The sequence below is a fragment of the uncultured Muribaculum sp. genome (genome assembly GCF_910583865.1).
GTDB lineage: Bacteria > Bacteroidota > Bacteroidia > Bacteroidales > Muribaculaceae > Muribaculum.
In genome coordinates this window covers 41,738-66,991 of sequence record NZ_CAJTYX010000014.1, presented here as the reverse complement: position 1 = coordinate 66,991, position 25,254 = coordinate 41,738, and the positions used below count along the sequence as shown (strand labels likewise).

22 protein-coding genes are annotated in these 25,254 nt (G+C 51.8%); 4 read left to right on the top strand and 18 right to left on the bottom strand.

All coding sequences use genetic code 11. From position 1 onward, the window contains the following. Nucleotides 1-127: 127 nt before the first annotated feature. The 8 genes from QZ303_RS04815 to rfbD form a co-directional block, all read right to left on the bottom strand. Nucleotides 128-631 (bottom strand): hypothetical protein, encoded by a 504-nt coding sequence (locus QZ303_RS04815; RefSeq protein WP_295729884.1) that lies wholly within the window; start codon nt 629-631, stop codon nt 128-130. A 130-nt stretch (nt 632-761) separates the two neighbouring features. After that, nucleotides 762-1,145 carry a DUF3037 domain-containing protein gene (locus QZ303_RS04810; RefSeq protein ID WP_295729881.1) on the bottom strand — a complete coding sequence of 128 codons (384 nt, stop codon included), beginning with the start codon at nt 1,143-1,145 and terminating at the stop codon, nt 762-764. Further along, nucleotides 1,123-1,905 (bottom strand): HipA family kinase, encoded by a 783-nt coding sequence (locus QZ303_RS04805; protein WP_295729878.1) that lies wholly within the window; start codon nt 1,903-1,905, stop codon nt 1,123-1,125. The genes QZ303_RS04810 and QZ303_RS04805 overlap by 23 nt, the downstream gene beginning before the upstream one ends. 112 nt (nt 1,906-2,017) lie before the next feature. Beyond that, the gene (trxA, locus tag QZ303_RS04800) at nt 2,018-2,314 is read right to left on the bottom strand and encodes a thioredoxin (RefSeq protein WP_295729875.1); all 297 of its coding nucleotides are present in this window, start codon (nt 2,312-2,314) and stop codon (nt 2,018-2,020) included. Nucleotides 2,315-2,378: 64 nt separating this feature from the next. Next, nucleotides 2,379-3,263 (bottom strand): 4-hydroxy-tetrahydrodipicolinate synthase, encoded by an 885-nt coding sequence (gene dapA / locus QZ303_RS04795; RefSeq protein ID WP_295729872.1) that lies wholly within the window; start codon nt 3,261-3,263, stop codon nt 2,379-2,381. 196 nt (nt 3,264-3,459) lie between these two features. Further along, a complete protein-coding gene (locus QZ303_RS04790; protein ID WP_295729869.1) occupies nt 3,460-3,888 on the bottom strand; it encodes a DUF5606 domain-containing protein in 429 nt (142 codons plus the stop codon). A gap of 32 nt (nt 3,889-3,920) precedes the next feature. Further along, nucleotides 3,921-5,501 (bottom strand): peptide chain release factor 3, encoded by a 1,581-nt coding sequence (locus tag QZ303_RS04785; RefSeq protein WP_295729865.1) that lies wholly within the window; start codon nt 5,499-5,501, stop codon nt 3,921-3,923. Then, complete coding sequence (rfbD, locus tag QZ303_RS04780) at nt 5,501-6,364, bottom strand: dTDP-4-dehydrorhamnose reductase (RefSeq protein ID WP_295729862.1); 864 nt, start codon at nt 6,362-6,364, stop codon at nt 5,501-5,503. The genes QZ303_RS04785 and rfbD overlap by 1 nt, the downstream gene beginning before the upstream one ends. A gap of 690 nt (nt 6,365-7,054) precedes the next feature. On the opposite strand from rfbD, the gene QZ303_RS04775 reads away from it, so the two are divergent. The 4 genes from QZ303_RS04775 (at nt 7,055) to QZ303_RS04760 (ending at nt 14,220) form a co-directional block, all read left to right on the top strand. After that, entirely contained in the window at nt 7,055-8,158 is a 1,104-nt protein-coding gene (locus QZ303_RS04775; protein ID WP_295729892.1) for an ABC transporter substrate-binding protein, read from the top strand. A gap of 164 nt (nt 8,159-8,322) precedes the next feature. Continuing rightward, nucleotides 8,323-10,914 (top strand): hypothetical protein, encoded by a 2,592-nt coding sequence (locus QZ303_RS04770; protein ID WP_295729859.1) that lies wholly within the window; start codon nt 8,323-8,325, stop codon nt 10,912-10,914. Between the two features lie 246 nt (nt 10,915-11,160). Further along, nucleotides 11,161-13,590, top strand: coding sequence for a ferrous iron transport protein B (gene feoB, locus QZ303_RS04765; RefSeq protein ID WP_295729856.1), 2,430 nt, complete (start codon nt 11,161-11,163; stop codon nt 13,588-13,590). A gap of 42 nt (nt 13,591-13,632) precedes the next feature. Continuing rightward, nucleotides 13,633-14,220 carry a YigZ family protein gene (locus tag QZ303_RS04760; protein ID WP_295729854.1) on the top strand — a complete coding sequence of 196 codons (588 nt, stop codon included), beginning with the start codon at nt 13,633-13,635 and terminating at the stop codon, nt 14,218-14,220. 110 nt (nt 14,221-14,330) lie between these two features. Here the strand turns inward: QZ303_RS04760 and QZ303_RS04755 are convergent, their stop codons facing one another. The 10 genes from QZ303_RS04755 to QZ303_RS04710 all read right to left on the bottom strand — a co-directional run bounded on the left by QZ303_RS04755 (nt 14,331) and on the right by QZ303_RS04710 (nt 25,205). Beyond that, nucleotides 14,331-15,641 carry a TolC family protein gene (locus tag QZ303_RS04755; RefSeq protein WP_295729852.1) on the bottom strand — a complete coding sequence of 437 codons (1,311 nt, stop codon included), beginning with the start codon at nt 15,639-15,641 and terminating at the stop codon, nt 14,331-14,333. Nucleotides 15,642-15,652: 11 nt separating this feature from the next. Beyond that, on the bottom strand, nt 15,653-16,753 hold the full coding sequence (locus QZ303_RS04750; protein ID WP_295729848.1) for an efflux RND transporter periplasmic adaptor subunit: 1,101 nt from the start codon (nt 16,751-16,753) through the stop codon (nt 15,653-15,655). Between the two features lie 51 nt (nt 16,754-16,804). Beyond that, complete coding sequence (locus tag QZ303_RS04745) at nt 16,805-18,058, bottom strand: ABC transporter permease (protein ID WP_295729846.1); 1,254 nt, start codon at nt 18,056-18,058, stop codon at nt 16,805-16,807. Between the two features lie 27 nt (nt 18,059-18,085). Further along, a complete protein-coding gene (locus tag QZ303_RS04740) occupies nt 18,086-19,306 on the bottom strand; it encodes an ABC transporter permease (protein ID WP_295729844.1) in 1,221 nt (406 codons plus the stop codon). Nucleotides 19,307-19,320: 14 nt separating this feature from the next. After that, complete coding sequence (locus QZ303_RS04735; protein WP_295729841.1) at nt 19,321-19,992, bottom strand: ABC transporter ATP-binding protein; 672 nt, start codon at nt 19,990-19,992, stop codon at nt 19,321-19,323. 109 nt (nt 19,993-20,101) lie between these two features. Further along, nucleotides 20,102-20,788, bottom strand: a complete 687-nt coding sequence (locus tag QZ303_RS04730; RefSeq protein WP_295729838.1) for a DUF4923 family protein — start codon at nt 20,786-20,788, stop codon at nt 20,102-20,104. Nucleotides 20,789-20,821: 33 nt separating this feature from the next. Beyond that, nucleotides 20,822-21,490 carry a carbohydrate-binding family 9-like protein gene (locus tag QZ303_RS04725; protein ID WP_295729835.1) on the bottom strand — a complete coding sequence of 223 codons (669 nt, stop codon included), beginning with the start codon at nt 21,488-21,490 and terminating at the stop codon, nt 20,822-20,824. Further along, the gene (locus QZ303_RS04720) at nt 21,490-22,137 is read right to left on the bottom strand and encodes a LysE family transporter (protein WP_295729833.1); all 648 of its coding nucleotides are present in this window, start codon (nt 22,135-22,137) and stop codon (nt 21,490-21,492) included. The genes QZ303_RS04725 and QZ303_RS04720 overlap by 1 nt, the downstream gene beginning before the upstream one ends. 185 nt (nt 22,138-22,322) lie before the next feature. Next, nucleotides 22,323-23,336 carry a 2-oxoacid:ferredoxin oxidoreductase subunit beta gene (locus QZ303_RS04715; protein ID WP_295729831.1) on the bottom strand — a complete coding sequence of 338 codons (1,014 nt, stop codon included), beginning with the start codon at nt 23,334-23,336 and terminating at the stop codon, nt 22,323-22,325. 12 nt (nt 23,337-23,348) lie between these two features. Continuing rightward, nucleotides 23,349-25,205, bottom strand: coding sequence for a 2-oxoacid:acceptor oxidoreductase subunit alpha (locus tag QZ303_RS04710; RefSeq protein WP_295729829.1), 1,857 nt, complete (start codon nt 25,203-25,205; stop codon nt 23,349-23,351). Between the last annotated feature and the right edge of the window lie 49 nt (nt 25,206-25,254).

Here is a 25,254-nt window from a genome sequence, read left to right as displayed (position 1 = left end):
CCGGTTTTTATTGGTCAACAGCCGTTAAGGTTATTTAAGATGCGTCTGCCGTGTACAAAGAAGCGATGCGTCGGATTTACCGACACACCGCCAATAAATTTCTATATAGTATTCTTAACTGATTTTTTCATGCAGGCTTTACACTCGGATGAACCACAAGCACTGTAGGAGCATCCTGATCCGGATCACCCTCTTCGCCACCGCCCGGGGTATCACCGCCTTCATCGGGGAGAGGCTCCGTGACATCGAGATAGTACGAAACTATGGCATTAGCCGGACTATAATCCACAGCCCATACACCGATAAATATGCGAAGCATATGACGACCGACACGCAGGCCATCCGTACTGAATGTGGCTGTATAAGGCTTTACCATTGTCGGGAATCCCAGCCCATAATCAATCTGATAGGTAACGGTGCCAAAAGTGATTTCCTTTGCTGTGCTATTGACGGGACGCACCGACTCTATGGTAAATGATTCACCTTGAGGCACGGTGATCACATTATCCACGACATTTACTTCAGGCGCGAACGTAACCTCGACATCAAACTCGGGTACCTTATCATCATCGCCACAAGCTGCCAGAAGCAACATCGGCAGAGCGCATAAAATGTAATACAGCTTTTTCATAATAGATTGCATTAGAGAATTTAATTTATAAAACTAAAACAAACCATTATTAAAAGAGTTTAAACACCCCTAAGGAATTTGTCATGTCCGATATCGACATCAACAGAGTATATTTAACAGCGAACCGAGGCTACCTCACGAGACGGTCGAACAACCGGTCAAAGGTCTCGTCGAGATTTTCAGAAAATCCTGGATGCGGACGTGAGGTCTGAAGCGACGCGCTCTTCACCGCAGTGAGCCAACGAAATCGCTCCTCCACAGGCAGCTCCCCCATCGGACCGGCACTCGTAACGCCCGCCGCAGTTGCCGAAAATGTACCGAGCTGTGCCTCTATCTCCTCGCAATCATGCACGTCATGCAACCGTGCGACACGCCCATAGTCGACATCTACGCGCACACGTATCCATCGCCGACGCTTACACATCATCAGCAGCCCGACATTTACAAACTCCTCCCTCTCGACATCGGGCACATAGCGTATCACCGCGTATTCATATAAGTCTTTGTCGTGCATCGATAGCTTCTTTTACAAATATCGCACTATTAGCCAGACGCTTGATAAGAAATTCGGCATAAGCTTCGCGCAATTCCGCCGGCGACTTGTCGGATCCGTCCCATACAAGCCATTCGTCCGGTATAAGCCTTACAATTTTCTGGAGGGTACGCGGAGTGATCTTCTGACGCAGATTCTTGTCGGCTTCGTATATACGCGACGCCCTTGGCAACAGCGCATGATCACGTATATAAGAGAAAGGTGAGAGCGCTGCCTTCTCGACATCGGTCCATGCATGATGGAAATAGAGCGACGCACCGTGATCAATGAGCCACAGCTCCCGATGCCAACGCAGCATGTTGGTGTTGCGCACAGTCCTGTCGACGTTGGTAAGGAACGCATCGAGCCATACGATACACGATGCCGTGTATTCGTCTATTTCGTTGACATAAGGATCTATCGTGAACGCACCTGACAGGAAGTGAAGCCCGAGGTTCAGTCCGCGGCTTGCCTTGAGCAAATCCTGCACTTCCTCATCTCCTTCCGTGCGGCCGAAGTCCTCGTCAAGGTCCAGAAACACCAGTTCGGGCACATTGAATCCGAGTGCACGAGCCACCTCTCCACCAACCAACTCTGCAATAAGAGCCTTACTCCCATGTCCGGCACCGCGAAACTTGACCACATATTCAAATCCATCGTCAGCCTCTGCAAGCGCAGGAAGCGAACCGCCCTCACGCAAGGGCGTAACATACCGTGTCAATTGTTGTCGTCGCAATTCCATACTTCAAATTTAATCAATTTCCAATGAGTATCACACATGTCTGCAATACAAAACGACGGGATAGCCGATCTTTATCGGCATACCCCGTCGTTATATGATACATAAAACGGATTTACATATATTCTTTAAGCTTGGCCTCAAGATCGTCGGCCGTATGCACTCCGGCAGCACGCCACTTCATCTCGCCGTCGCCGAAGATTATAAGTGTAGGCACCGACCTCACATGATAGGACTGCGCAAGTTCCTGATTCTTGTCGACATCAATCTTTACGATTGTCACGCTATCCCCTACCTTCTCCTTGAGCTGTTCCAATATGGGATGCATCATCTTGCACGGTCCACACCACGTGGCATAGAAATCAACAAGTGTCGGTTTCTTATCCTTGATAATATCGTTAAATTCAGACATAACGGTAGATTTTAAGTTCTTTAAATTTAAAACAAGTGCAACCGATAAAAGTTCAGAGGCAACTCTATCCTAAAGAATCGAGCACCTGGCGTATACGCTCATACGTGGTAATGCGGGTAGGCACCAATGGAAGCCTTAGCTCATTCTCTATGAAGCCCATGGCATGAAGAAGGCATTTCACGCCTGCGGGATTGCCGTCGACAAAAAGCAGGCTGAACAGTTCGGTAAAGCGATGATGTATGGTGAGGGCACGCTGATAATCGCCTTCAAGAGCCAGACGCACCATACGCGAGAATTCTCGCGGGAATGCGTTACCTATCACGGATATGACACCAACCGCACCAAGTGTGATCAATGGGAAAGTTATACCGTCGTCGCCTGAAATCACCATGAAGTCCGTAGGCTTGTTCTTGATGATGTCGTCCATCTGGTTGATATTGCCCGACGCCTCCTTTATGCCTATGATGTTGTCGAACTCACGAGCCAGACGCAAAGTAGTGTCGGCTGTCATATTGACCCCCGTGCGCCCGGGAACATTATATAATATTACCGGTATTGGAGATGCCTCCGCGATAGCTTTATAGTGCTGATAAATGCCTTCCTGCGACGGCTTGTTGTAATACGGCACAACCGACAGGACAGCACTGAACGGAGTAAGGTCAACCGTATGGAGTTCATCGATCAAGGCCATGGTATTGTTTCCGCCGATACCGATTACCAGCGGCACACGACCGGCCACACGTTCAGCGATAAACTCACGCAGTCTGGATTTCTCCTCGCTTGTCAGAGTTGCAGTCTCTGCCGTAGTGCCGAGCACAACGAGATAATCCACACCGTTTTTTATCTGATATTCAAGCAAGCGGGCCAAAGCAGCATAATCAATGGATTTGTCGTGCTTAAACGGAGTGACGAGAGCCACTCCCATGCCTGTTAAATTAATTCGCGCCATATAAGGGTCCGGTTAGAATTCATGCTGCAAAGATAGCAATAAGTCGAGAGCAAAAACAAATTTTATTTGATTTTGCCGAGCGTGAGTATCCAAACAATCGCAAAGGCAATAGGCAAGACAAGGAATCCAAGGCTGTCGACACACGACGCGCCAAGAATTCCCTGTCATATTTCCGGAGTATGATAAAGCCCTCCTGTTACTCTTCTACTACGTCCTCTCCCTTCTCTCCTTCTTCAGCCTCGGCAAATTCGGTCATTCCTGCACCGACAAGGATATTGTACCAGTTGAACACCTTGCGGATGTCGTTGGTGTAGACTCGTTCGTCATCGAAATCAGGAAGTATCTCCTTGAAATACGCACGCAAAGAATGGTCATCGGCAAAAGTGGTCATATCGACAGGTTTGCCATCATTCTTCTCCTTTATTGTTTCGAACACACGCGACAGAGGCACATCCTCCTCGGTGGTATAGATGGCGATGTCACCAAGCGACACGATCTTGTCATGCGAATATGCCGGAGTGCGCTTGCCTGTGGAAAGCGACTCTACGATGAGCATATTGCGTCCGTTGCTCACGAGCTTGTAAAGCCCGGGCTTGCCAGAAATGGCGAGGATAGTCTTTAGCATAAATATATCTTATTGTTAAATAGATTATTACATCAATACTCACTTGAAAAATGGAAACGTATGGCCGGAAAGTCGTTCTGGGCCATCTGCAGCACATAGTTGCTGTCGGCCATGAACACGTCGCGCCCTTCACGGTCCAGGGCCATGAACTGGTGTTTGCGCTTCTTGAATGCTTCGAGAGCCTGCGGATCGTCGCTCTCTACCCAGCATGCCTTGAACATCGACAGCGGTTCCCAGCGCACCGTAGCCCCATATTCGTGGAGAAGTCGGTACTGAATTACCTCAAACTGGAGTTGTCCCACTGTACCCACGATCTTGCGTCCGTTGAAACTGTTGACAAAAAGCTGCGCCACACCTTCATCCATAAGTTGCTGCAATCCCTTCTCAAGCTGCTTTGACTTCATGGGATCGGTGTTTTCGATATACTTGAACATCTCGGGAGAAAAACTCGGCAGACCTCGATAATGCAGCTCCTCACCCTGGGTGATAGTATCGCCGATTTTGAAGTTACCGGTATCAGGTATGCCCACGATATCTCCGGGATATGCCTCATCCACAACGCTCTTCTTCTGGGCCATAAAGGCTGTGGGAGCTGCAAACCTCATCACCTTGCCGGACCGCACATGACGGTACGGGGCATTGCGCTCGAAACGTCCGGAACACACCTTGACAAAGGCTATGCACGAGCGGTGGTTGGGATCCATGTTGGCATGAATCTTGAATACGAAACCGCTGAACGGCTCTTCCTGCGGTTCGACAATGCGTTCAAGCGCCTTTACAGGACGTGGCGAAGGTGCTATCTTGACGAAGCAGTCGAGAAGCTCCTTTACGCCGAACGTATTGAGGGCAGAGCCGAAGAACACAGGCGCCACCTTGCCTTCGAGATAATCGGCGGATGAGAACTCGGAATAAACACCTTCGATAAGCTCCAGATCGTCACGCAGCTTGGCGGCATCCTTCTCCCCTACAGCCTCATCGATGCGGGAATCATCCACACTGTCAATCTCCACACGCTCCGTTACCTGGGTCTTGCTCGGCGTGAAGATGTCGAGTGAATGCTCATATATGTTATACACTCCCTTGAACTTCGCACCGATGTTGATGGGCCACGAAAGCGGACGCACCGAAATCTTCAGTTCCGACTCAAGCTCGTCGAGAATATCAAACGGGTCTCGCCCCTCCCGGTCAAGCTTGTTGACGAATATTATCACAGGGGTGTTGCGCATGCGGCACACCTCCATAAGTTTCCTGGTCTGCTGCTCGACACCCTTCGCCACATCGACTACAATAATCACCGAGTCGACAGCGGTGAGCGTGCGATAAGTGTCCTCGGCGAAATCCTGGTGTCCCGGGGTGTCAAGGATATTTATCTTGTAGTCACAGTAGTTGAATCCCATCACCGATGTGGCCACCGATATGCCTCTCTGCTTCTCGATTTCCATCCAGTCGGACGTGGCGGTCTTTTTTATCTTGTTGCTCTTCACCGCGCCCGCCACGTGTATGGCACCTCCGAAAAGGAGCAGTTTCTCGGTGAGGGTAGTCTTTCCCGCGTCAGGGTGGGATATGATGGCGAACGTGCGCCTACGGTTTATCTCATCGTTAAGCGAAGCCATCAGTCATTTTTCTTTAAACGTTCGATACATTTTGCAAGCGAGTCCACCCAATATGGAGTCTCCACATTGTAGGTGGCCTTTATCTTCGACGTATTCAGCACGCTGAAGAATGGGCGTGTGGCGGCTGTCGGATAATCCTCGGTCGGGATGGGCCTCACTACCGACGAGTCTACGCCGGACAGACGTAGGATAGCATGCGTGAAGTCGTACCACGAAGCCACTCCGGAATCAGTGAAATGATATATGCCCGGCACCCACTGATGCGACTGGAGCACCTTTCCGATAGCCTCGGCAAGATCTCCGGCATAAGTTGGCGACCCTATCTGGTCGGATACGACACGTATCTCATTCTGTGTGGCCGCCAGACGCAGCATGGTCTTTACGAAATTCTTGCCGTGAGGCGAGTAGAGCCATGCCGTGCGGATAATGATACTGTCTGGAGCAAGAGCTATCAAGGCCGTCTCTCCCTGACGCTTGGTAGTGCCGTACTGCGACACCGGGTTTACCTTGTCAGCCTCGTTATATGGGCGATAGGCACGTCCGTCGAAAACATAATCGGTCGATACGTGTATCACCTTGGCGCCGGTCTCAAAAGCAGCATTGGCAAGATTGCGCACAGCCTCAACATTGATTTTGTAACACAGAGCCTTATCCTCTTCCGCGCGGTCAACTGCTGTATAGGCAGCACAATTGACAATATGGCTTATATCGTTGACCTCGACAAAGCGTTTTACAGCACCCTCGTCGGTAAGATCTAAATCTTCTATATCAGTATATAATGTCTGTCCGGGAAAGTCCCGGTCAAGCACCGTGCGCAATTCGCGTCCCAACTGACCATTGGCACCGGTCACTAATATTTTCATATCCTGTTGTTTTACTTTTTTCCAATTGCAAAGGTAACAAAATACTGTGACTTTATCCACCTATTGAATTCCGGAAGCACGATTTTGCCGCAACATAACCATGTCGTCAACCTAATTATAAACCGCACAAAGATGATATTTAACACAAAATTTTAGAAAAAGTTCACACAAATCCATTCTTTATCATCATTTTTTGCTAACTTTGTCCTCGAATAGAGACTCATGTTGTCGTTTTTCTTGTTGTTCAACACGTTTTCGGACTTAGAAAAAGGCAACTCAGACCGCGATGACCATGCTGTGAAGCGCGTCCACCGGTCGATGGATTCCAGCCTCATACGGCTGAAAAAACATCGCTATAAGACAAACTATCTTTAGAATCACAAAATCATGCCTTTTGGCTTAAGTCCGATTTCACCTTGTAGAAAGGGGAAACGGACATTTTTTTGCCCTATACCGCCACTCCGAAGCGTGCCGACATGGTGTAGCATATATGGATAAATATTACGCAAAGAGTGCACAGAGTGCTGGTTGATAAACGGACGGCCACATGCCTGGTCAAAAGTTTTCCCATACAATATCGTGGATTTCAAAAATTTTGGTCAATTTTGCATACATTTCCATCATTGAAATAAACATAGCTTCATCATGAGGAATATCATCAAACTTATCGCTTTACAGGCCGTCATGATTATGGGGATGGCCTCGTGCGTAAATACGGACAAGAACAGAAACACACTATTTACTGCCGAAATATACAAACCCTCCTATGCTGCCGGATTCCGCATACTCGGAGATTCGTCACATCAGAGTGTGATAATCGAGTCGGTCAATCCATGGCAGGGTGCCGATGGCATTGTACGACGACTGTTTATCGAACGAGGCGACGAAAAAGCTCCTGAAGGATTCGACGGCAAAATCATCAACGGCGACGCACGACGCATCGTCACCATGTCATCCACCCAGATTGCCATGCTCGATGCAATCGGTGACGGCAAAAGGATATACGGTATTTCGGGCCTCGACTATATATGCAGCCCCACAGTAAGAAATCGTCGTGACAGCATCGCGGACATAGGATTCGAGGGAGCTGTAGACTACGAGGAGCTTATAGGCCTATCCCCTGACCTGGTAATGCTCTATGGCGTCAACGGACCGAACCCTATGGAAGGCAAACTCGACGAACTCGACATACCATATATATATATAGGCGACTATCTCGAAGAGTCACCGCTCGGAAAGGCGGAATGGGTAGTCGCCATATCGGAAATCGCCGGACATCGCAAATACGGCGAGAAGGTGTTCGACGAGATACCCGTGCGATACAATACATTGAAGGACTCCATTGCCGCGACAGCCCTCGACGCACCTTCAGTGATGGTCAACATCCCTTACGGCGATTCATGGTTCATGCCATCCACCCGAAGCTATGCCATCCGCCTGATTGAGGATGCAGGCGGCGACTATATCTACAAGGATAACACCGGCAACTCATCCCGGCCCGTCGACATCGAGAAAGCCTACATGCTCACATCGGAGGCTGACATGTGGATAAACACTGGAGCGGCCCGCTCGCTCGACGAAATCAGGTCGGCATGCCCGAAGTTCACCGACACACGTTGTTTCCGAAATGGCTACGTCTACAACAACAACCGCCGGAGCAACCCGGCCGGAGGCAACGACTACTACGAATCCGGCGTGATGCATCCCGACCTTATCCTGCGCGACCTCATCACCATCTTCCATCCCGGCACATTCCCTGTCGACTCCCTTGTATACTACCACCGGTTGAAATAGCGCATACATTACAAGTTGCCGGCTGATTTCGATTGATTTTCGTATTTTTCAGGCATAATCTCATAAATTGCGTTGCATTGTATTGCAAAAATGCTTAAATTTGCCGATGCAACCAATCAAAATGGACTGCGTAATTCGATAATCCAATCAAAATGTAGCCAAACATGAAGAAACATTTACTCATTTACTCCTTGATGCTTGCTGCGTCATCCACATTACATGCCCAGGACACAACGCACAAACCCGGGACAGTACAGAATCCCATAATACTTGAAATAGGAGGAGACAACACCTACGAATTCACCGGTTCATACTCTACGCCGGTCTACAAATACACGGCTCCGGACGACCAACTCGTGAGTGTCACCCCGAACACTTCCCAGACCTCCATAAAAGTGACATCGGACGGCCAGGCATATGGAAGCCGCCAACTCCCATCGGTAAAGTATAGCGGCGATTATCTGTTCATCGTCGCTAAAGACGCTACCGTCTACCTCAATGTCACCACCTACAGCTCGCCCATATCATTATCGGCATCGGCCAGAAGCCACCCCTATAATCTCGGCATAACCGCCGTCGAAGCCATAGAAATAACTGCCGACGGAGCGCCGATGTTCGTGCCGTTCCGCGAGGAGAGCTACAAGGAGGTTCCCGTATATCTGAAATATTCCGCTTCCGATGACGGCGCCCTTGAAATGACATTTTCAGGGTATGTCCACGAGGCATATTACGCCGAGGGTGTCAACGGCGAGTTCTCCGGTATCACGTGCAAACGCTCCGGCGACAATTACCGCACATTCATTCCTGTATATAAAGGGAAGGAATACATAGTGCGCATATCATCTACCTCTGCCAAGATGCTCACCTCCGAACTGACCCATCCGGTATATGGAGAATCGGAGGATTACCCTTTCGTGCTGACCGGTACTGAAGCCGAGATACCCGCGAAGGGCGGCAAGTATTATTACGAGGTAACAGGCACAGAAAGCGGCTACGGAGTGGTCAGCAGCGATATAACAGACTTCGACGGCACTGTATCATGGGGGAAGCAGGTGGAATCAGGCCTGATGACAGTGTCCGACGGCTCGTTTGATATCCGCCAGACCGCCACGAAAGGTGGCCACTATTTTATCGTTGTCGACAAAAAGAGCGATACCCCCTCACCGCAGAAATTCAATGTCCGTTTCGAGACCGCACAGCCCTACGACAGTTTCTACAACGGAGCGGAAATCGCATCCGGCGCGGAAGTCAAATTGCCACCCTATCCCGGCACATACTATTACCGAATAAAAACGCCTTCGGAAGGTGCGTATATCCTGAAAGCCGCCCCAGGGAATCCATTTACCGGCGATAAATCCGACTTACGTCTTTTCAAGCCCGAAAGTTCTTCTACACCGCTCTATATCGGCGAACCGGATATATATTGCGAGGTCGAGGCCTCCAAGGAATATATCATCCAGGTGACTACCGTTGAGAATGACAAACGCAACACATTGAACGTAAGTCTGCTGAATCTACAGCAAGGCGACGGTGCAAGCAATCCGTTCGATGTAAACATCGGCAACAACAACCTGCCTGACGGAGATGCCAAGTATTATCTATATAAGGCTACGAAGAGTTCATGGGTAATAGTCACTCCCGCCGACATGTCAATCAATGCTCCTACGGTCAAACGCATAAAGAGCGAACTGAGCACTTCAGAGCAGAATGTGACTATACTGCGCCATGGTGACGCATATCGGTTCGAGGCCGAGACCGGCCACAGCTATCTGCTGCGTTTCACCAAAGTCAAGGCGGCTACATCTTTCGATTTCTCTACTCCCGACTATGCGCAGGGCGAATCGCGCGACAATCCTTTCAAGGCCGAAGGCTCTTCGATAAGCATACCGGAAACGCCGGGAGTCTATTGGTGGAGCTATAAACCGGAACGCAACGGTAAACTGCATATCTCGACCGACTTCAAATATGATGTGGTAAGTTCGCCGACACGCGAGAACTCCGTGAAACTGTATTCCGACGAGAGCGGCAATGTACTCGCATCGCTTGCGGCGGATCTTACCGCCGAGACCTTCAATCAGGCCACGTACAATGTCGACGAAGGCAAGAAATACCTCATTCAGGTATCCTCCGTGAGCGAACAGGTCGGCAAAACCGTCACATTGGAGATTACCGACCTGGATCCGGGCGAGACTCCGGCCGTGGCCATCCCTATCACATCGTCATCGGTTCCGTTTGAATACTCCATGGAGGCCAATCCAAAAGGATTCACAAGCGCACGATGGTATTCCATCGACCTGAAGGAAGGAGACCTGTCGATATATTCCAAAAGCTCCGTATCTTTCTATTTCTATCAGGAAAGAGAAGATAACAATTACACTACATCGACCTATAAGTTTTATGCATCAAGCTTCTGGGATACATCCTACACCAACCGTTATTACGGCATGAGCGGCAAGGCCATACCAGAGCCGGGACGCTATCTGATTGCTGCATACTTCATGTATTCGGATATCTCGCTCACATTTGAAGGCTCAGCCCTGAAAGCGACAACTTCCGGCATCGAGGAGAACGTGGAATCAACCCAAAAGGCCTATCATATCGAGAGCAACACCATATACGCCAATAAGTCGCTAAGTATCTACGATTTGTCCGGCCGTTTGGTAACCTGCGTGGCAGCCGGTGAATGTGCTGTCGTGCCCGCAGGAATCTACATCGTCAGAAGCGGCGATACAGTCACAAAACTGCTGATAAAGTGATGCGTCACCGCCAATAAATCGGCTTGAAAATATCTATTGGCACTATGGAAATGTGTCGCTGTAGCCGCAAGGTTGCGACGACACATTTTTTATGATAAACGCATAGTTAAATAATGTTATTATTTAAACCCTCTCTAAATAATATCACACATCGGGAATGAGAATTAAAATGAATTTCGGAAATTTGCAGTAAATTTCATCCAGCAGGGAGTCCGAGAGGAGTCCGGTGCCTGAAAAACGAGAGATATGAGACTATCTGAATTAAAGACCGGAGAGACCGGCGTGATAGTAAAGATATTAGGCCATGGCGCATTCCGCAAGCGCGTCATGGAAATGGGCTTTGTCAAGGGGCAGGAGATAAAATCGCTACTCAACGCCCCGCTCAACGACCCCATAAAATACAGCATAATGGGCTACGAGCTGTCGCTACGGCGCAGCGAAGCCAATCTTGTGGAAGTGGTCAGAATCAACGACCATGGCAATGCGAACGATTCACCCATTCATGCCGATGTCCCGGCAGCCTCTGCACAAGATGACGCCGAGGCCGAAATCATCGATCCGCGCGAACATGCACGCCGCACCCAACGCACCATCAACATAGCTCTCGTAGGCAACCCAAACTGCGGAAAAACCTCTCTTTTCAATGTCGCCTCTGGCTCAAAGGAGCATGTCGGAAATTACAGTGGAGTCACAGTCGATGCCAAATACGGACATTTCACCTATGGTGGCTACCGCTTCAACATCGTAGACCTCCCGGGCACATATTCCCTCGCATGCTATTCCCCAGAGGAGCTTTATGTGCGCCGCTATCTCCGCGACGAGATGCCCGACGTGGTGGTCAATGTGGTGGTAGCCTCGAATCTCGAACGCAATCTGTACCTTACCACGGAGCTTATCGACATGGACAGATCGATGGTGATAGCCCTGAACATGTATGACGAGCTGGAACGCTCCGGAGCCACACTCGACTACAAGACACTCGGCGAGATGATAGGTGTCCCTGTCGTTCCTACGATATCACGTACCGGCGAAGGCCTGAATGCTCTCTTCGACACTATCATAAGGGTGTATGAAGGAAGGGAGCAGGCGGTGCGTCACGTCCACGTGAATCTTGGCCCGGAGATAGAACCGAGCGTTACCACGGTGAAGGATGCCATAAAGGCTGACCCCGCGATAGGCGTGCACTTCTCGCCTCGTTATCTTGCCATAAAACTCCTTGAGCACGATCCCGAGGTAGAATCCATCGTAAAGGAATCGCCCGACCACAAGAGACTCCTGCAGTTGCGTGACAATTGCGACTCACTCATCGAGAAACGCACCGGCGACGACGTGTCGGCAATCATCGCAAGCGAGAAGTACGGTTTTATCCACGGTGCGCTCGCCGAGACGTTCGTCGACTCGACCAAGGAGAAAGCCAAGACCACACACATAATCGATGCATTCGTCACCAACAGGCTCTTCGGTTTTCCGATATTCCTCGCCATAATGCTGTTCATATTCTGGTGTACGTTCGAGATCGGCTCCTACCCGATGGAATGGATCGAGAGCGCGGTGGCATGGATAGCCCGCCTCGTGGAGACCTACGTGCCGGAAGGACCGCTCAAGGACCTTGTGGCCGACGGCATAATCGGAGGCGTTGGAGGCGTGATAGTGTTCCTGCCGAATATCCTCATATTGTATTTCTTCATCTCATTCATGGAGGATTCGGGCTATATGGCTCGCGCGGCATTCATCATGGATCGTCTCATGCACAAGATCGGACTTCATGGCAAATCGTTCATACCTCTTGTGATGGGATTCGGCTGCAACGTGCCGGCCATAATGGCATCCCGCGCCATAGAAAGCCGTTCGAGCCGCATAATCACAGTGCTGATAAACCCGTTCATGTCATGCTCGGCCCGTCTGCCGGTCTACGTGCTGCTCGTGGGCACTTTCTTCTCGCGCCACGCAGCCGTCGTGTTCCTGTCGCTCTACCTGCTCGGCATACTGGTTGCCGTGATCACGGCGCGCATGCTGCGACGATTCTGGTTCAAGAAGGACGAGACTCCTTTCGTGATGGAACTCCCGCCCTATCGCCTGCCGACATTCAAGTCGTCGTTGCGCCACATGTGGGGCAAGGGCGAACAGTACCTAAAAAAAATGGGTGGAATAATCCTTGTGGCAAGTATAATCGTGTGGGCACTCAACTATTTCCCTCTGCACGACGAGGATTCAAGCGTGACGTCATCACGGCTCACACCCGAGGAAGATTCCAGGATAAATCCAGAACGTGATTCCTATCTTCAGATGATCGGAAAGGCCATAAATCCCGTCATGGAACCGCTCGGATTCCATTGGCGCTCTACCGTGGCCGCCATAGCGGGCGCACCGGCAAAGGAGATAGTCGTGTCGACACTCGGGGTACTTTACACCGGCGACGAGGATATCGACGACTCCGCACTCTCCACGCGCCTCACGACACCCAATCCTGCCACAGGCAAACCGGATTTCAACCCTGCAAACGCATTGAGCCTTATGGTGTTCGTGCTGCTTTATTTCCCATGCATGGCAACGGTCGTAGCCATAGTGCGGGAGACAGGGTCATGGCGCTACGGAGCATTCTCCGTGACCTACAACACTCTGGTGGCATGGATTGCGGCGTTCATCGTATATCAGATCGCTACATTGCTCGCCTGAAAAATATTTTCAAAAAACATCACCAAGACCAAGGCAACACCGATGGACTATCTGACACTCGCCGCACCTTCCGAGGCGAAATATACCGAAAAAATGAGCAGGTTTCTCGCCTTTGCCCATCCGGCGGCGACTGTCGACGAAGCCAAAGGAATAATTGCGGAATATTCCCGCAGGTATCACGACGCGCGCCATGTATGTTGGGCCTACATGCTCGGGGCGAAAAGGCTCGACTACCAGAGCACCGACAACGGCGAGCCGTCGGGCACAGCCGGAAAGCCAATACTCGGACAGATCAACTCATTCAATCTTACCGATGTGGTGATTGTGGTGGTGCGCTACTTCGGAGGCATCAAACTCGGCACCTCCGGACTTATTTCCGCTTACCGTGAAGCGGCGCGAGAGGCGATTGAAGCCGGATACATAGTCGAACGTAGCGAGATGGCCGAACTGTCGTTCACATTCCCCTACCTGTCGATGAACGACGTCATGCGCCTTGTAAAGGATAGTGCCGTAAAAATAACAGGCCAGGAATTTGACAACTCATGCGCCATGACAGTATCAATGCCGGCCGACAACATCCCCGCATTCTCCGCTCGCCTCAATGACATCGACGGTACTTCAATCAGGTAATACGGGCAAGAAACATACAAAGAGCACAGAGTCCTGATGGGATTTTCATCATCGCGGATTCTGTGCTCTTCACGTTTTCCCTATGTGATTCCTTGACTGTGGATATAGATTCAACGAATGGAGGGATCAGTGAGGAAATCGAGGACACGTGTGCGCAATATCAACTCGTAGCGCGCCTGTATGGCCTGTGTTGTAGCTGTGAGCGCCTTGGATTTGGCTTGCTCATAGTCGGTGGGAGTCGCGCGGCCCACACTATATTTCTCCTGCATCGCCTCAAAAGCCTTGTCGGCCGCATTGCGCGCAATCTCTCCTGCAGCAAGACGACGGCGCGCACCGTCGGCCTGATAATATGCCTGCTGTACCTGGCGCATAAGCTCCTGCTCGGCCTGGTCGAGCATCAGCTCCGCATTGACTTTCTGCACCTTCGCCCGGTTTACCTGATTGCGCGTCTGCAAGCCGTCGAATATCGGGATTGACAGAGAAAAGCCCATGGAAGTCGAATAATTGTTCCTCATCTGGCGTCCGAACGGTTCGTTGGGAAAACCACTCACCGTATAGTAGCTCGAACCGATACCGGCGTTGAACGACAAGCGCGGTATATACCCCGTACGTGCCGCATCGATGCCGCGCTGTGCGGCGGTGATATTGGCCCGGGCGGCACTTACGTTATGGCTGCGGCCCACCGCACGGGTGTAAAGCTCGGCAAGAGGAGCCATCGGCTCTGTAGGAAGAGCCTCCTCGACAGGCTCGATGTCGAAATCCTCTATGTCATCGTTTATATAAAGGAGCTGCGCAAGGTCCACGAGCGCCATACGGGTGTCATTCTCGGTCGTGGCCACCGACAGCCGGTCCTGCGCCAACTGCGACTGCGCCTCAAGCATGTCCACCTCCGGAATCTTTCCTGCGTCCAGAAGCGCCTGACGGCGCGTAAGCTCGTAGGCCGACAGCTCTTCCTGATGCAGTGCTTCCTGATGAAGCTCCTTCTGGTACAGCACCTGGAGGTAGGCTGCGATGACGTTTAGAGTCACATCGTCCTTGACAGCCTCAAGCTGCTGGAGCGACGCAGCAAGAGACGCCTTCGCATAGGCCACCTGCCGCGGAGTGCTGAGTCCGTCAAACAAAGGCACGGAAAGATTCACACCCCACTGCGTGTTGGAGGTATTACGGTCGGCATAGGTATTTTCAGAAGTCAGGCCTCGACCGATATTCCACCCCTGCGATACCTGCGCGTTCAGTGACGGCAGATAGCCCGACTTGGCGGAGGACACCTCGACATTGCCTTGACGCACGTCGATTATGCGCTGACGCACCTGCAACGAATGCTCCACGGCATGGTTTATACATGAATCAAGACTCCACACAGCGGCATCGGCATTGACACCCACGAAGAGAAAGATGGTGAATAATGCAAGGTTCTTCATGACTCGCAGGTTTATTTATCTGAAATTTCATTGCCTCGCAGACGGTCGGTGGCTGTAACGCCATCCTTGATCTGGATGTTGATTCCATCGGAAAGGCCTGTGCCCACAGGGATACGTTCAAACTTGTACTCCGGCACGGTGTCGGTAAGACGATAGACGAATGCCGAATCGCCGCCCCACTCTATCACGGATTCGGGCACAGTCATCACCGAGTCGGCACGCGCAAGCGTAATGGTGGCATTGGCGCTGTAGCCAGCACGAAGATTAACGGAATCGGGCATCTCAAGGGCGGCTTTTATCTCGAAGGTATTTGAGCCGTTATCCTCGGTCGACTTCGGGGCTATATATTCGATCACAGCGGTAGGCGACACCTCCGGAAGGGCGCCTATGGCTATCGCCGTCGCCATTCCTACCTTGATCAGTCCGACCTCGGTCTCATCTGCTTTTCCTTTGAATATCAGGTTGCGCATATCGGCTATCTTGGCCACCGTAGTGCCGTCGTTCATCGTATTGGCCTGAATCACCGAAGTACCGACTTTGACAGGTACCTCCAGCACCTGACCGTCGATAGTGGCACGCACGAGGGTATTGGATTCCTTGGCGTTGTAGGAGCTGACACCCTCACGCACGATACGCAGCGCGTCCTCCGCCGATTCAAGTTCCTGTGTGGCCTTCTTATACTCTGTCTCCGACTTCTCATACTCCTCGCGTGCCACGAACTTGCGCTCGTAGAGGCTACGCGTACGCTCATACTCCATCCGGGCCTGGTCGAGGGAGATTTTGGCCGTCGACACTCTCGACTGGGCCGACGAGAGCTGCGACTCCTCCGGGATGACCTTTATGCGCGCTATCACGTCGCCGGCGTGCACCATATCGCCGGCTTCCACATTGATTTCGGCTATGATGCCCGATATCTGCGGCTTGATCTCAATCTCGTCGCGTGGCTCGATCTTGCCGGTGAGCACGGTAGTACGGCTTATGTTGCCTGTCGAAGGTGACACCAGTTCATAGCTGACAGGCTTCTCGCGGGAATTCAAGAAAAGGTAGACGAACGTGCCAACAAACAGTAGGCCGATTATTGTCCAAAGAATGATACGTGAGGCTTTCCTCATTGCAGTAGGTTATTAAATGTGATATTTTTTTACAGTTGCTTACTTGAAAAATCAATTGTCGTTCAACGCCTCGATCGGCTTTATGCGCATGGCCTTTAGCGCGGGGATTATTCCTGCGGCAGTGCCGAGCACAAGGAACACGACAAGGATTGCCACAGCGGAAGAGAATGCCAGCTGGAATCCTACATCAGTCCCGTCAGCACCCGCCGTGAGCTTTCCGGCTACCGTCAGCACAAGCACGGCGAAACATATCCCTCCGATACCGGCCACGGTGGTGAGCACTACCGCCTCGGATAGAATCTGCGTTATGATGTCACGTGGACGCGCACCTATGGCTCTGCGGATGCCTATCTCCTGTGTACGTTCCTTGACGATTATCCACATGATGTTGCCCACTCCGATTATACCGGCCAGAAGCGATCCGAACCCCACGAACAGAGCAAGGAGATCCATCCCCTTGAAAAGGCCGTCGACCTGCTCGAATTCCTCCGAAATGTCCCAGAATGGCACAGCGTCATCGTCGTAAGGGGATATGGAGTGTCGGGTACGGATTACTCTCCGTATACGGTCGCGTAATTCAGCCGGTGTATGTCCCGGTTTCACGTTAAACGCGATGAAATACACCCTGTCGCCGAGATTATAGTTATGACGCATCACGGCCAAAGGTATAATCACGGCCTCCTCCATGCTCCCTCCGATATTGATATTGTCGTTGCGCTGCTTCACCATACCCACCACACGGTAGTATATGTTGTTTACCTGCACGAATTTACCTACCGGCGATTCCGTGCCGAAAAGTTCCGAAGCCACGCGCGACCCTATGAGGCAATTCTTGCGCTTCATCTGTTCGTCGCTCTCATTCAGCAGGCGTCCTTCAAGCAAAAGAGGCGACATGATTCCGTAATAGTCGGGAGTGAACCCTTGCACACGCCCGTTGGCATAAGACTTGGCGCCGTAGGACACCGCACCGGCATTCTGCGTGACGCCGGATATCGACTCGATTTCCGGAACGGCCTTGCGTATGGCATCGACGTCGCCCTGCGTAAGATTCCATCCACGGCCTTTCTGATAGCCCTTGTAGGCGCGGGTGGTGTTGTTTGAGAACACAAACGCCGAGTTGGTGGCGAAGCCGGCAAAGTTGCGCATCATCAGTCCACGCACACCCTGTGCGCCTCCGATCAGCATTGCGAGCATAGCCGTGCCCCAGAATATGCCGAAGGCCGTGAGAAAGGTGCGCGTCTTGTTGCGCGACAGCGTGGCCGTAATCTCACGCCAGTTGTCTATGTCGAAAACAGGATTTTTCATTGACTTGATTGATTGGTCGGAATAGTATCATTCTGTGCGCAGGGCTTCCACGGGACGTATCTTCAAGGCACGCATGGCAGGGAACAACCCGGCCAAAGCCCCGGCCACGACAAGGAGAGCGGTCACCTGCACTGCCAATCCGACATCGACACGCGGATCCTTGACAAACATGGTGTCGGCGAAAGCATGAGCCATGAGTTCTCCGGCCACCGTACCGAGCACTATACCTATGTATCCGAACAGAGTGGTTATCACCACACCTTCGAGGATTATCTGTATGAGTATGTAGCGCGGACGCGCGCCTATGGCCCTGCGGATGCCTATCTCATGCGTGCGCTCGCGCACACTGACAAACATTATGTTGCTCACACCCACTATGCCGGTAATCAAGGTAAGCAGTCCTATTGCCCACATCACCCAGTTGAGCACGCTCATGGCGGTCTGGTTGCTCAGGTAATTGGCGAAACGGTTCCAGATCCATATGGCACTGCTGTCATCGGGATGGAACGATTCCGTGCGCCCTACCGACCTGCGTATCTCCTTTTCTATCTCCTGGGCCTCATCCATAGTCGACATACCTTCCACTTTCACGCGTATCGTGCCGAGTGTGTCAGAAAAGCCGCTTATAGCCTTGGCCACGCTATAAGGGATGAACACCGAATTGAACCAATTGTGTTTGTACACGCCTATCACCTTGAAAGCGATACCATTGATGTCAAGCAACCTTCCCACAGCACGGTCGGGAGAGCCATAAAGCGTTGTGGCATTGCGCTCCTCAAGCACCACTACCTTCTCGCATTGTGATACGTCGCGGTCGGAGATGAAACGACCGTGGGTCATCTTCAGCTGCTCTTCATCACGCATCACCGGGAACACTCCCGAGTATGTCGATGAAATGTGCGTGCTGTCGCTACGCATCACTACATTGCTCCCCTCAAGGATTCCCGACACATCCGAGACATTCTCCTTTATGTCATGACGGAGCGCCTTCATGTCACGCTCGCGCAAAGATATGGAGCGGCCCTCCTTCAGTCCGTTGAACGGCATCGAAGTATTGCCGGCCCATAGCTGTATCACGTTGCGGGTGTTGCCCATCGGCGACGACTCGAAGCCGGTGCGCACACCCTTGGCAAGTCCGAGAAGCACTATGAGCATGAATATGCCCCATGCCACGGCGATGCCGGTAAGAATCGTGCGCAGCTTGTTGGTGCGCATGGTCTGCCATATTTCATTGAGAAGATCGAACATAGCCGTCTGTCGGATTATCGCGGATTATCGGGGAGGATAAGTCCGTCGGAGATACGTATGATGCGGTTGGTCTGTGCTCCCACCCCCGGATCATGTGTCACTATCACAGTAGTCATACCCTCGTCGTTAAGCTGTCGGAATATCTTCATCACCTCTACGGAAGTCTTGCTGTCGAGAGCGCCTGTCGGCTCATCGGCGAGTATTATGGCCGGATTGGTGATAAGGGCGCGTGCTATCGCCACACGTTGCTTCTGTCCACCCGACAGCTCGCCGGGAAGATGGTGGGCCCACTCCCGAAGTCCCATGCGGTCGAGTTGCTCGAGAGCCATGGCATTACGCTTACGTCGCGACACACCTTGATAGAACAGCGGCAACGCTACATTCTCCACCGCATCCTTATAGCTGATCAGATTGAACGACTGGAACACGAATCCGATAAGATGGTTACGCAGGTCGGCAGCCGCATTCTCTCCGAGATCACGTATGAGGCGTCCGTCGAGTATGTATTCACCGGAATCATAGTTGTCAAGAATACCGAGAATATTTAGCAGGGTCGACTTGCCCGATCCGGAAGCACCCATTATGCTCACAAGCTCGCCACGGTCGATGTCGAGATTGATCCCTTTCAGCACGTGCAGAGGCACGGCTCCTGGATATGTCTTATGTACGTCTTTTAAATGTATCATACGTCTGATAGATGCGGCAACAATGCAAAAGGTTGCACAAAAGTGCAACCTTTTTTTGAATATTTTAAAAATCAAATGTTAAAATGGTGAAAACAAAGAAAGTACATCGTCATTTATTCTTTGTCATGGCGAAACCTGCTTCCATACCGTCGAACTGCTGCAAAATAGAGTTCATGGCCGACAAGGATTTGCTTCCGGCAAACTTGGCGACAGTGTTTACAAGACTCATTAGCTTTGTGGTGTCAAAAGTTACGGTCATTCGTCCTGCCACTATCGATACATGTGCCGTGTAGCTGCCAAGAGGAATCTTCTTCAGAGCCTTGAAACTGAATATGATTTCACCCGGCTCGGCGCCCTGCTCTATGGTGCCGGAGAGCGACAGGCGCGAACTCTTCATCGTGAAACTCTTGTCATCGCCGACGGTCAGCGTCATCCCCGTAAAACCGATTATCTTGTAGTACTCGGCGAGCTTCTGCTCTACTGCGGCTGAAGCAGCCGCACCTCCGGCTTTCTTCAGGAGGTCATCGCTCTTGAATGCGACAGCCGGCGATGAATAGGTCCAGCTCCCCACCATATCGTCAGTAGCAATCTTATCGTTGCCGAGCACATTCGACAGAAGGCTTCCAAGCACACCGCCGAGACCAGAGGTCTGCGCGGATGTGCCGGTCGACGTGCTGTCCTTCGCAGCACCGGCCGACGAGAGTTTGCTGAGGATGGATCCTAAATCGGTTTTTTGGGCGGAAGCCCCGAGAATGCCTGACAAGGCAAGAAATAGTAATATGTATATTCTTCTCATAATTCCCAATATTATACGTTAACATACGTTGTGTCAGTCCAGGATGATGCGGCCGAACTTTTCAGGCTGCATTGCAGAGGGGAAGTTCCCGTCGACAGGAAGCCAGCTCAGGAAATGGGGCTGCGATGTGCCGGTTGCACACTTGAAGAAGTTGCCTTTTATCTCAAGCGGCCACGATTTGCCGCAGATACCCATTATATCAAGAGGGATGGCCACAAGGATATTCCATGTGAACAGACCCTCCAGTTCCTGGAAAGGACGCGAGCCGCATGAAGCCGTGCGCTGTATGTGGTCGAGAACGGCGCAATCCATCAGTTCCGGCTCACAACCGGGACGTACCACATATCCCGACATTGTGCCTATACAGTTAAAGGTGAAGATATAGAATGTCGGATCGTTTGTGTTTGGCTGTATCATCGCTGCCACCGCCGAATCTTCATAGACGGCTGTGTTGGTCTCGTAGTTGACCGCCCGCAGGAAATTGCACCGTACAAAAAAATCTATATAGATATACCTGTCGGAATGAGCCATCGAGAAGGTGGTAAGCGGACGATAAGGGAACTTTGGGTCGGTCACAAACTCTATGGTACGCCGCACCCCACGGTCGTCGAGCGTGGTGATGAGATTGTCGGCCGACAGGTCGTCAAGCTCACTTATGCACGGCACGGCAAGGATGTCGGTATTATTGTCTTGAAGTGTCATCAGTTAATCGATATGTAATCTTTCACACCCATCACGATACCCACTATGCCCATCAGCATGAGGATGCCACCTATGATACGGTTGAAGAGCCAGAGGGAACGCACATTGAAATGTGTACGGACTTTGTTTACGAAATATGTTATGAAATACCACCATAGCAGCGCGCCCCCGAATATGGAAGCATAGCCTGCTATATAGTGATAATAGCGGAATTCCGGCAGAAGGAAGTTGAAACGGGCAAAAAGACCTATGATAAAGAACAGAATCAGAGGATTCGAGAATGTAAGCAGAAATCCGCTGCCAAAATCAGTCCAATAGGTATTGGGCACATCGGCGGGAGTCGACAGCCCTCGTGCGGGATTCTGCCTGAAAAGCACCACCGCGAACACCCCGAGCACCACCGAGCCGAGAATCTGTAGAATCAGCTGATTGGTCTCTATGAAATCGGTGATGAACGACATGCACAGTCCTGTAAGCAGACAGTATATCAAATCGCTCAATGCCGCTCCTACGCCGGTGAAGAATGCCGGCCACCTTCCCTTGTTGAGGGTACGCTGTATGCACAACATTCCGATCGGACCCATCGGAGCCGATATCAGCACGCCTATGGCAAGCCCTCTGACCATTATGTAGAGCAACGAACCCATTGACTGACCGGAATAGTGTTAATAACATTCAAAGTTAAGGCAATTGAGCGAATAAACGAAACGCGTTAACTAAATTTTAACGGTGTTTACAAAACCGGCAACCAATGCCTTTGAACCATGCATTGGCTGCCGGGAAATATATTATTGTCTCGTCACGACATCAATAGGAGTTTTTTAACAACATCTTAACCCACGGTCCAGTGCTCGCCTGCAAGTATCATGGAACGGAGCGAGTCGAAACCCTTGCGTGAACGCACGTCGGCTATCTGCGCATCAATCTCCTCATTGTAGACGGGAGCTTCGACATCACGTATCACACCGATGGCCAACGGCAGTTCGTGGCCATCCATCATAGCCAGCTGCTGGTGGAGGAAGTTGGACGGTGTGTGTGCGTCGTGCACGAGCACATCATCGATAGTGTAGCCGTCCTTCCCGATCTCTACCGCCTTGAGATAGAAACCGTCACGCACAAGACCGAAATTCATATCCTTGCCGAAAAGCATCTTCTCACCGTGGCGCAAATGGATGGTGCGGTCGGCACGATACTCGCGGTCGGTGATATGGTTGTGTATGCCGTTGTTGAAAATCACGCAGTTCTGCAGCAGCTCCACGACCGACGTGCCACGATGGCGTCCGGCAGCTACCATCACCTCCTGCGACGTGGCGAGTTCCACATCGATGGAACGCCCGAAGAAAGTGCCTCGCGCGCCAAACACAAGTTCAGCCGGTATGAACGGATCCTCGGTAGTGCCATAGGGCGATGACTTGCTGACGAACCCACGGTCGGAGGTCGGGGAATACTGCCCCTTTGTCAGGCCGTAAATTTTATTGTTGAGCAGCAACAGGTTGATGTCGACATTTCGTCGCACGGCATGTATGAAGTGGTTTCCACCGATGGCAAGGCCGTCGCCGTCACCGGAAATCTGCCAGACTGTCATCTCCGGATTCGCCACCTTGAAGCCAGTGGCTATGGCTGCCGCACGTCCGTGGATGGTGTGAAAACCGTAGGTGTTCATATAATAGGGCAGACGGGAGCTGCACCCGATGCCTGATATCACCGCAGTCATGTGTGGTGGCACTCCAATCTCGGCCATAGCCTTGTGGAGCACGTTGAGAATGGCATGGTCGCCGCATCCGGGGCACCAGCGAACCGATTGATCGCTTTTATAGTCGGCTGAAGTATATTTTATGGTATCCATTGTGAGTAGTCTTTAAAAATTATCCGCGATAATCCTTTTCACGCTGTCGACAACCTCGCTTACGAGGAACGGTTGTCCCTGTACCTTGTTTATGCGACGGATCTGCACGCCGGGAGCAGGAATACGGCTCTGGAGGAAGTCGGCGAACTGGCCGGTGTTGAGTTCGGCGCAAATCACCTTCTTGTAGCGAAGAATCACATCCATCGTGTTAGCGGGGAGAGGATTGATGTAGCGGAAATGGGCGAAGTCGACCTTCACGCCCTCTTTCACAAGTTCCTCGGCGGCGGTGCGCAGATGTCCGTAAGTACCGCCCCACCCTATGAGGAGCGTATCGGCATCACCGCTGCCTATCACGTCGAGCTGCGGAATGTCATCGGCTATGCGCTCCACTTTCTCCAGTCGGGCATAGACCATCTTCTCGTGGTTGACGGGATCGATGGATATAGCGCCTGTATTGTAATCCTTCTCCAGGCCGCCGAGACGGTGCGTAAGGCCAGGAGTGCCCGGAATGGCCCAATAACGAGCCAATGTAGCCTCGTCGCGCATATACGGACGCCATGTCTCCCGCAACTCCTCGGGGACATAACGCGGATGTATCTCGGGGAAATCGCCGGCTTCAGGCACACGCCAGGCACTCGAACCGTTGCCGATAAACGCATCGGAAAGAAGGATCACCGGAGTCATATGCTCGATAGCGATGCGTGCGGCCTCGAAAGCCATGGTGAAGCAATCGGTGGGTGACGCGGGAGCAAGAACTACTACAGGCGACTCGCCGTTGCGTCCGTAAAGGGCCTGCATGAGGTCGGTCTGCTCGGTCTTTGTAGGGAGTCCCGTGGAAGGTCCTCCGCGCTGCACGTCGATTACCACCAGAGGCAGTTCGGCCATGACGGCAAGTCCGATACCCTCGCTCTTCAGAGCGAGTCCCGGCCCGGAAGTGGAAGTCACTCCGATGTTTCCGGCAAAAGAGGCGCCGATAGCGGCACATACACCGCCAATCTCATCCTCCATCTGTATGGCCTTCACGCCGAGGTCGCGACGCTTTGCAAGCTCATGAAGGATGTCGGTGGCGGGAGTAATGGGGTAGCTGCCGAGGAAGAGCGGACGACCGGCTTTCTCTGAAGCGAGTATGAGTCCCCAGGCCACGGCGGTATTGCCGTTGATGTCGGTATAGACTCCCGGACGCACGGCCTCCGACTCAATACGGTAGGTCGACACGCCGGCATGTATGTTGGCGCCGTAATCGTAGCCGGCGCGTATCACCTTGGCATTGGCTTCAAACACGGCAGGCTTCTTGGCAAACTTGTTGTGAAGATGATGTATGGCCGCCTCAAGCGGACGATCGAACAGCCAGCACACGAGACCAAGGGCAAATATGTTGCGACATTTAAGCACAGCCTTATTGTCAAGCCCGGAATCGGCGAGGGCTGCTTTTGTCATTGAAGTAACGGGAACTTCCACGACCTGCGCCTTGAGGTCGAGTTCGGTATATGGATCGGAAGTGGCGAACTGCGCTTTCTTCAGGTCGTTCTCCTTGAAAGAGTCGATATCGACAATGGCGACACCACCTTTCTTGAGATGCTTCACATTCTGCTTCAACGCAGCAGGATTCATAGCAATAAGTACATCGGCCTTGTCGCCGGGAGTATGGACTCCGACGCCGAGATTCACCTGAAATCCCGACACTCCGCTGAGCGATCCCTGGGGGGCACGCACCTCGGCCGGATAGTCGGGGAACGTGGACACCTGGTTGCCCACTCCGGCCGACACATTGGTGAAAATGTTGCCGGCAAGCTGCATGCCGTCGCCGGAGTCGCCGGAAAATCTTACTACCACCTTGTCGATGGTCTTTACATCAGCTTTTTCTAACATGATGGTCTATTATTGCGTGTTTGTTTAATTTTCAAAACTTAGGTGACAT

What these genes read in the sequence shown, in the direction of transcription:
- QZ303_RS04750 (WP_295729848.1), bottom strand. Translation starts at nt 16,753, where the DNA reads ATGAGGAAAGCCTCACGTATCATTCTTTGGACAATAATCGGCCTACTG.
- QZ303_RS04805 (WP_295729878.1), bottom strand. Translation starts at nt 1,905, where the DNA reads ATGGAATTGCGACGACAACAATTGACACGGTATGTTACGCCCTTGCGT.
- QZ303_RS04755 (WP_295729852.1), bottom strand. Translation starts at nt 15,641, where the DNA reads ATGAAGAACCTTGCATTATTCACCATCTTTCTCTTCGTGGGTGTCAAT.
- QZ303_RS04760 (WP_295729854.1), top strand. Translation starts at nt 13,633, where the DNA reads ATGGACTATCTGACACTCGCCGCACCTTCCGAGGCGAAATATACCGAA.
- QZ303_RS04730 (WP_295729838.1), bottom strand. Translation starts at nt 20,788, where the DNA reads ATGAGAAGAATATACATATTACTATTTCTTGCCTTGTCAGGCATTCTC.
- rfbD (WP_295729862.1), bottom strand. Translation starts at nt 6,364, where the DNA reads ATGAAAATATTAGTGACCGGTGCCAATGGTCAGTTGGGACGCGAATTG.
- QZ303_RS04710 (WP_295729829.1), bottom strand. Translation starts at nt 25,205, where the DNA reads ATGTTAGAAAAAGCTGATGTAAAGACCATCGACAAGGTGGTAGTAAGA.
- QZ303_RS04775 (WP_295729892.1), top strand. Translation starts at nt 7,055, where the DNA reads ATGGGGATGGCCTCGTGCGTAAATACGGACAAGAACAGAAACACACTA.
- feoB (WP_295729856.1), top strand. Translation starts at nt 11,161, where the DNA reads ATGAGACTATCTGAATTAAAGACCGGAGAGACCGGCGTGATAGTAAAG.
- QZ303_RS04715 (WP_295729831.1), bottom strand. Translation starts at nt 23,336, where the DNA reads ATGGATACCATAAAATATACTTCAGCCGACTATAAAAGCGATCAATCG.
- QZ303_RS04735 (WP_295729841.1), bottom strand. Translation starts at nt 19,992, where the DNA reads ATGATACATTTAAAAGACGTACATAAGACATATCCAGGAGCCGTGCCT.
- QZ303_RS04740 (WP_295729844.1), bottom strand. Translation starts at nt 19,306, where the DNA reads ATGTTCGATCTTCTCAATGAAATATGGCAGACCATGCGCACCAACAAG.
- trxA (WP_295729875.1), bottom strand. Translation starts at nt 2,314, where the DNA reads ATGTCTGAATTTAACGATATTATCAAGGATAAGAAACCGACACTTGTT.
- QZ303_RS04785 (WP_295729865.1), bottom strand. Translation starts at nt 5,501, where the DNA reads ATGGCTTCGCTTAACGATGAGATAAACCGTAGGCGCACGTTCGCCATC.
- QZ303_RS04720 (WP_295729833.1), bottom strand. Translation starts at nt 22,137, where the DNA reads ATGGGTTCGTTGCTCTACATAATGGTCAGAGGGCTTGCCATAGGCGTG.
- QZ303_RS04770 (WP_295729859.1), top strand. Translation starts at nt 8,323, where the DNA reads ATGAAGAAACATTTACTCATTTACTCCTTGATGCTTGCTGCGTCATCC.
- QZ303_RS04810 (WP_295729881.1), bottom strand. Translation starts at nt 1,145, where the DNA reads ATGCACGACAAAGACTTATATGAATACGCGGTGATACGCTATGTGCCC.
- QZ303_RS04725 (WP_295729835.1), bottom strand. Translation starts at nt 21,490, where the DNA reads ATGACACTTCAAGACAATAATACCGACATCCTTGCCGTGCCGTGCATA.
- QZ303_RS04790 (WP_295729869.1), bottom strand. Translation starts at nt 3,888, where the DNA reads ATGCTAAAGACTATCCTCGCCATTTCTGGCAAGCCCGGGCTTTACAAG.
- dapA (WP_295729872.1), bottom strand. Translation starts at nt 3,263, where the DNA reads ATGGCGCGAATTAATTTAACAGGCATGGGAGTGGCTCTCGTCACTCCG.
- QZ303_RS04815 (WP_295729884.1), bottom strand. Translation starts at nt 631, where the DNA reads ATGAAAAAGCTGTATTACATTTTATGCGCTCTGCCGATGTTGCTTCTG.
- QZ303_RS04745 (WP_295729846.1), bottom strand. Translation starts at nt 18,058, where the DNA reads ATGAAAAATCCTGTTTTCGACATAGACAACTGGCGTGAGATTACGGCC.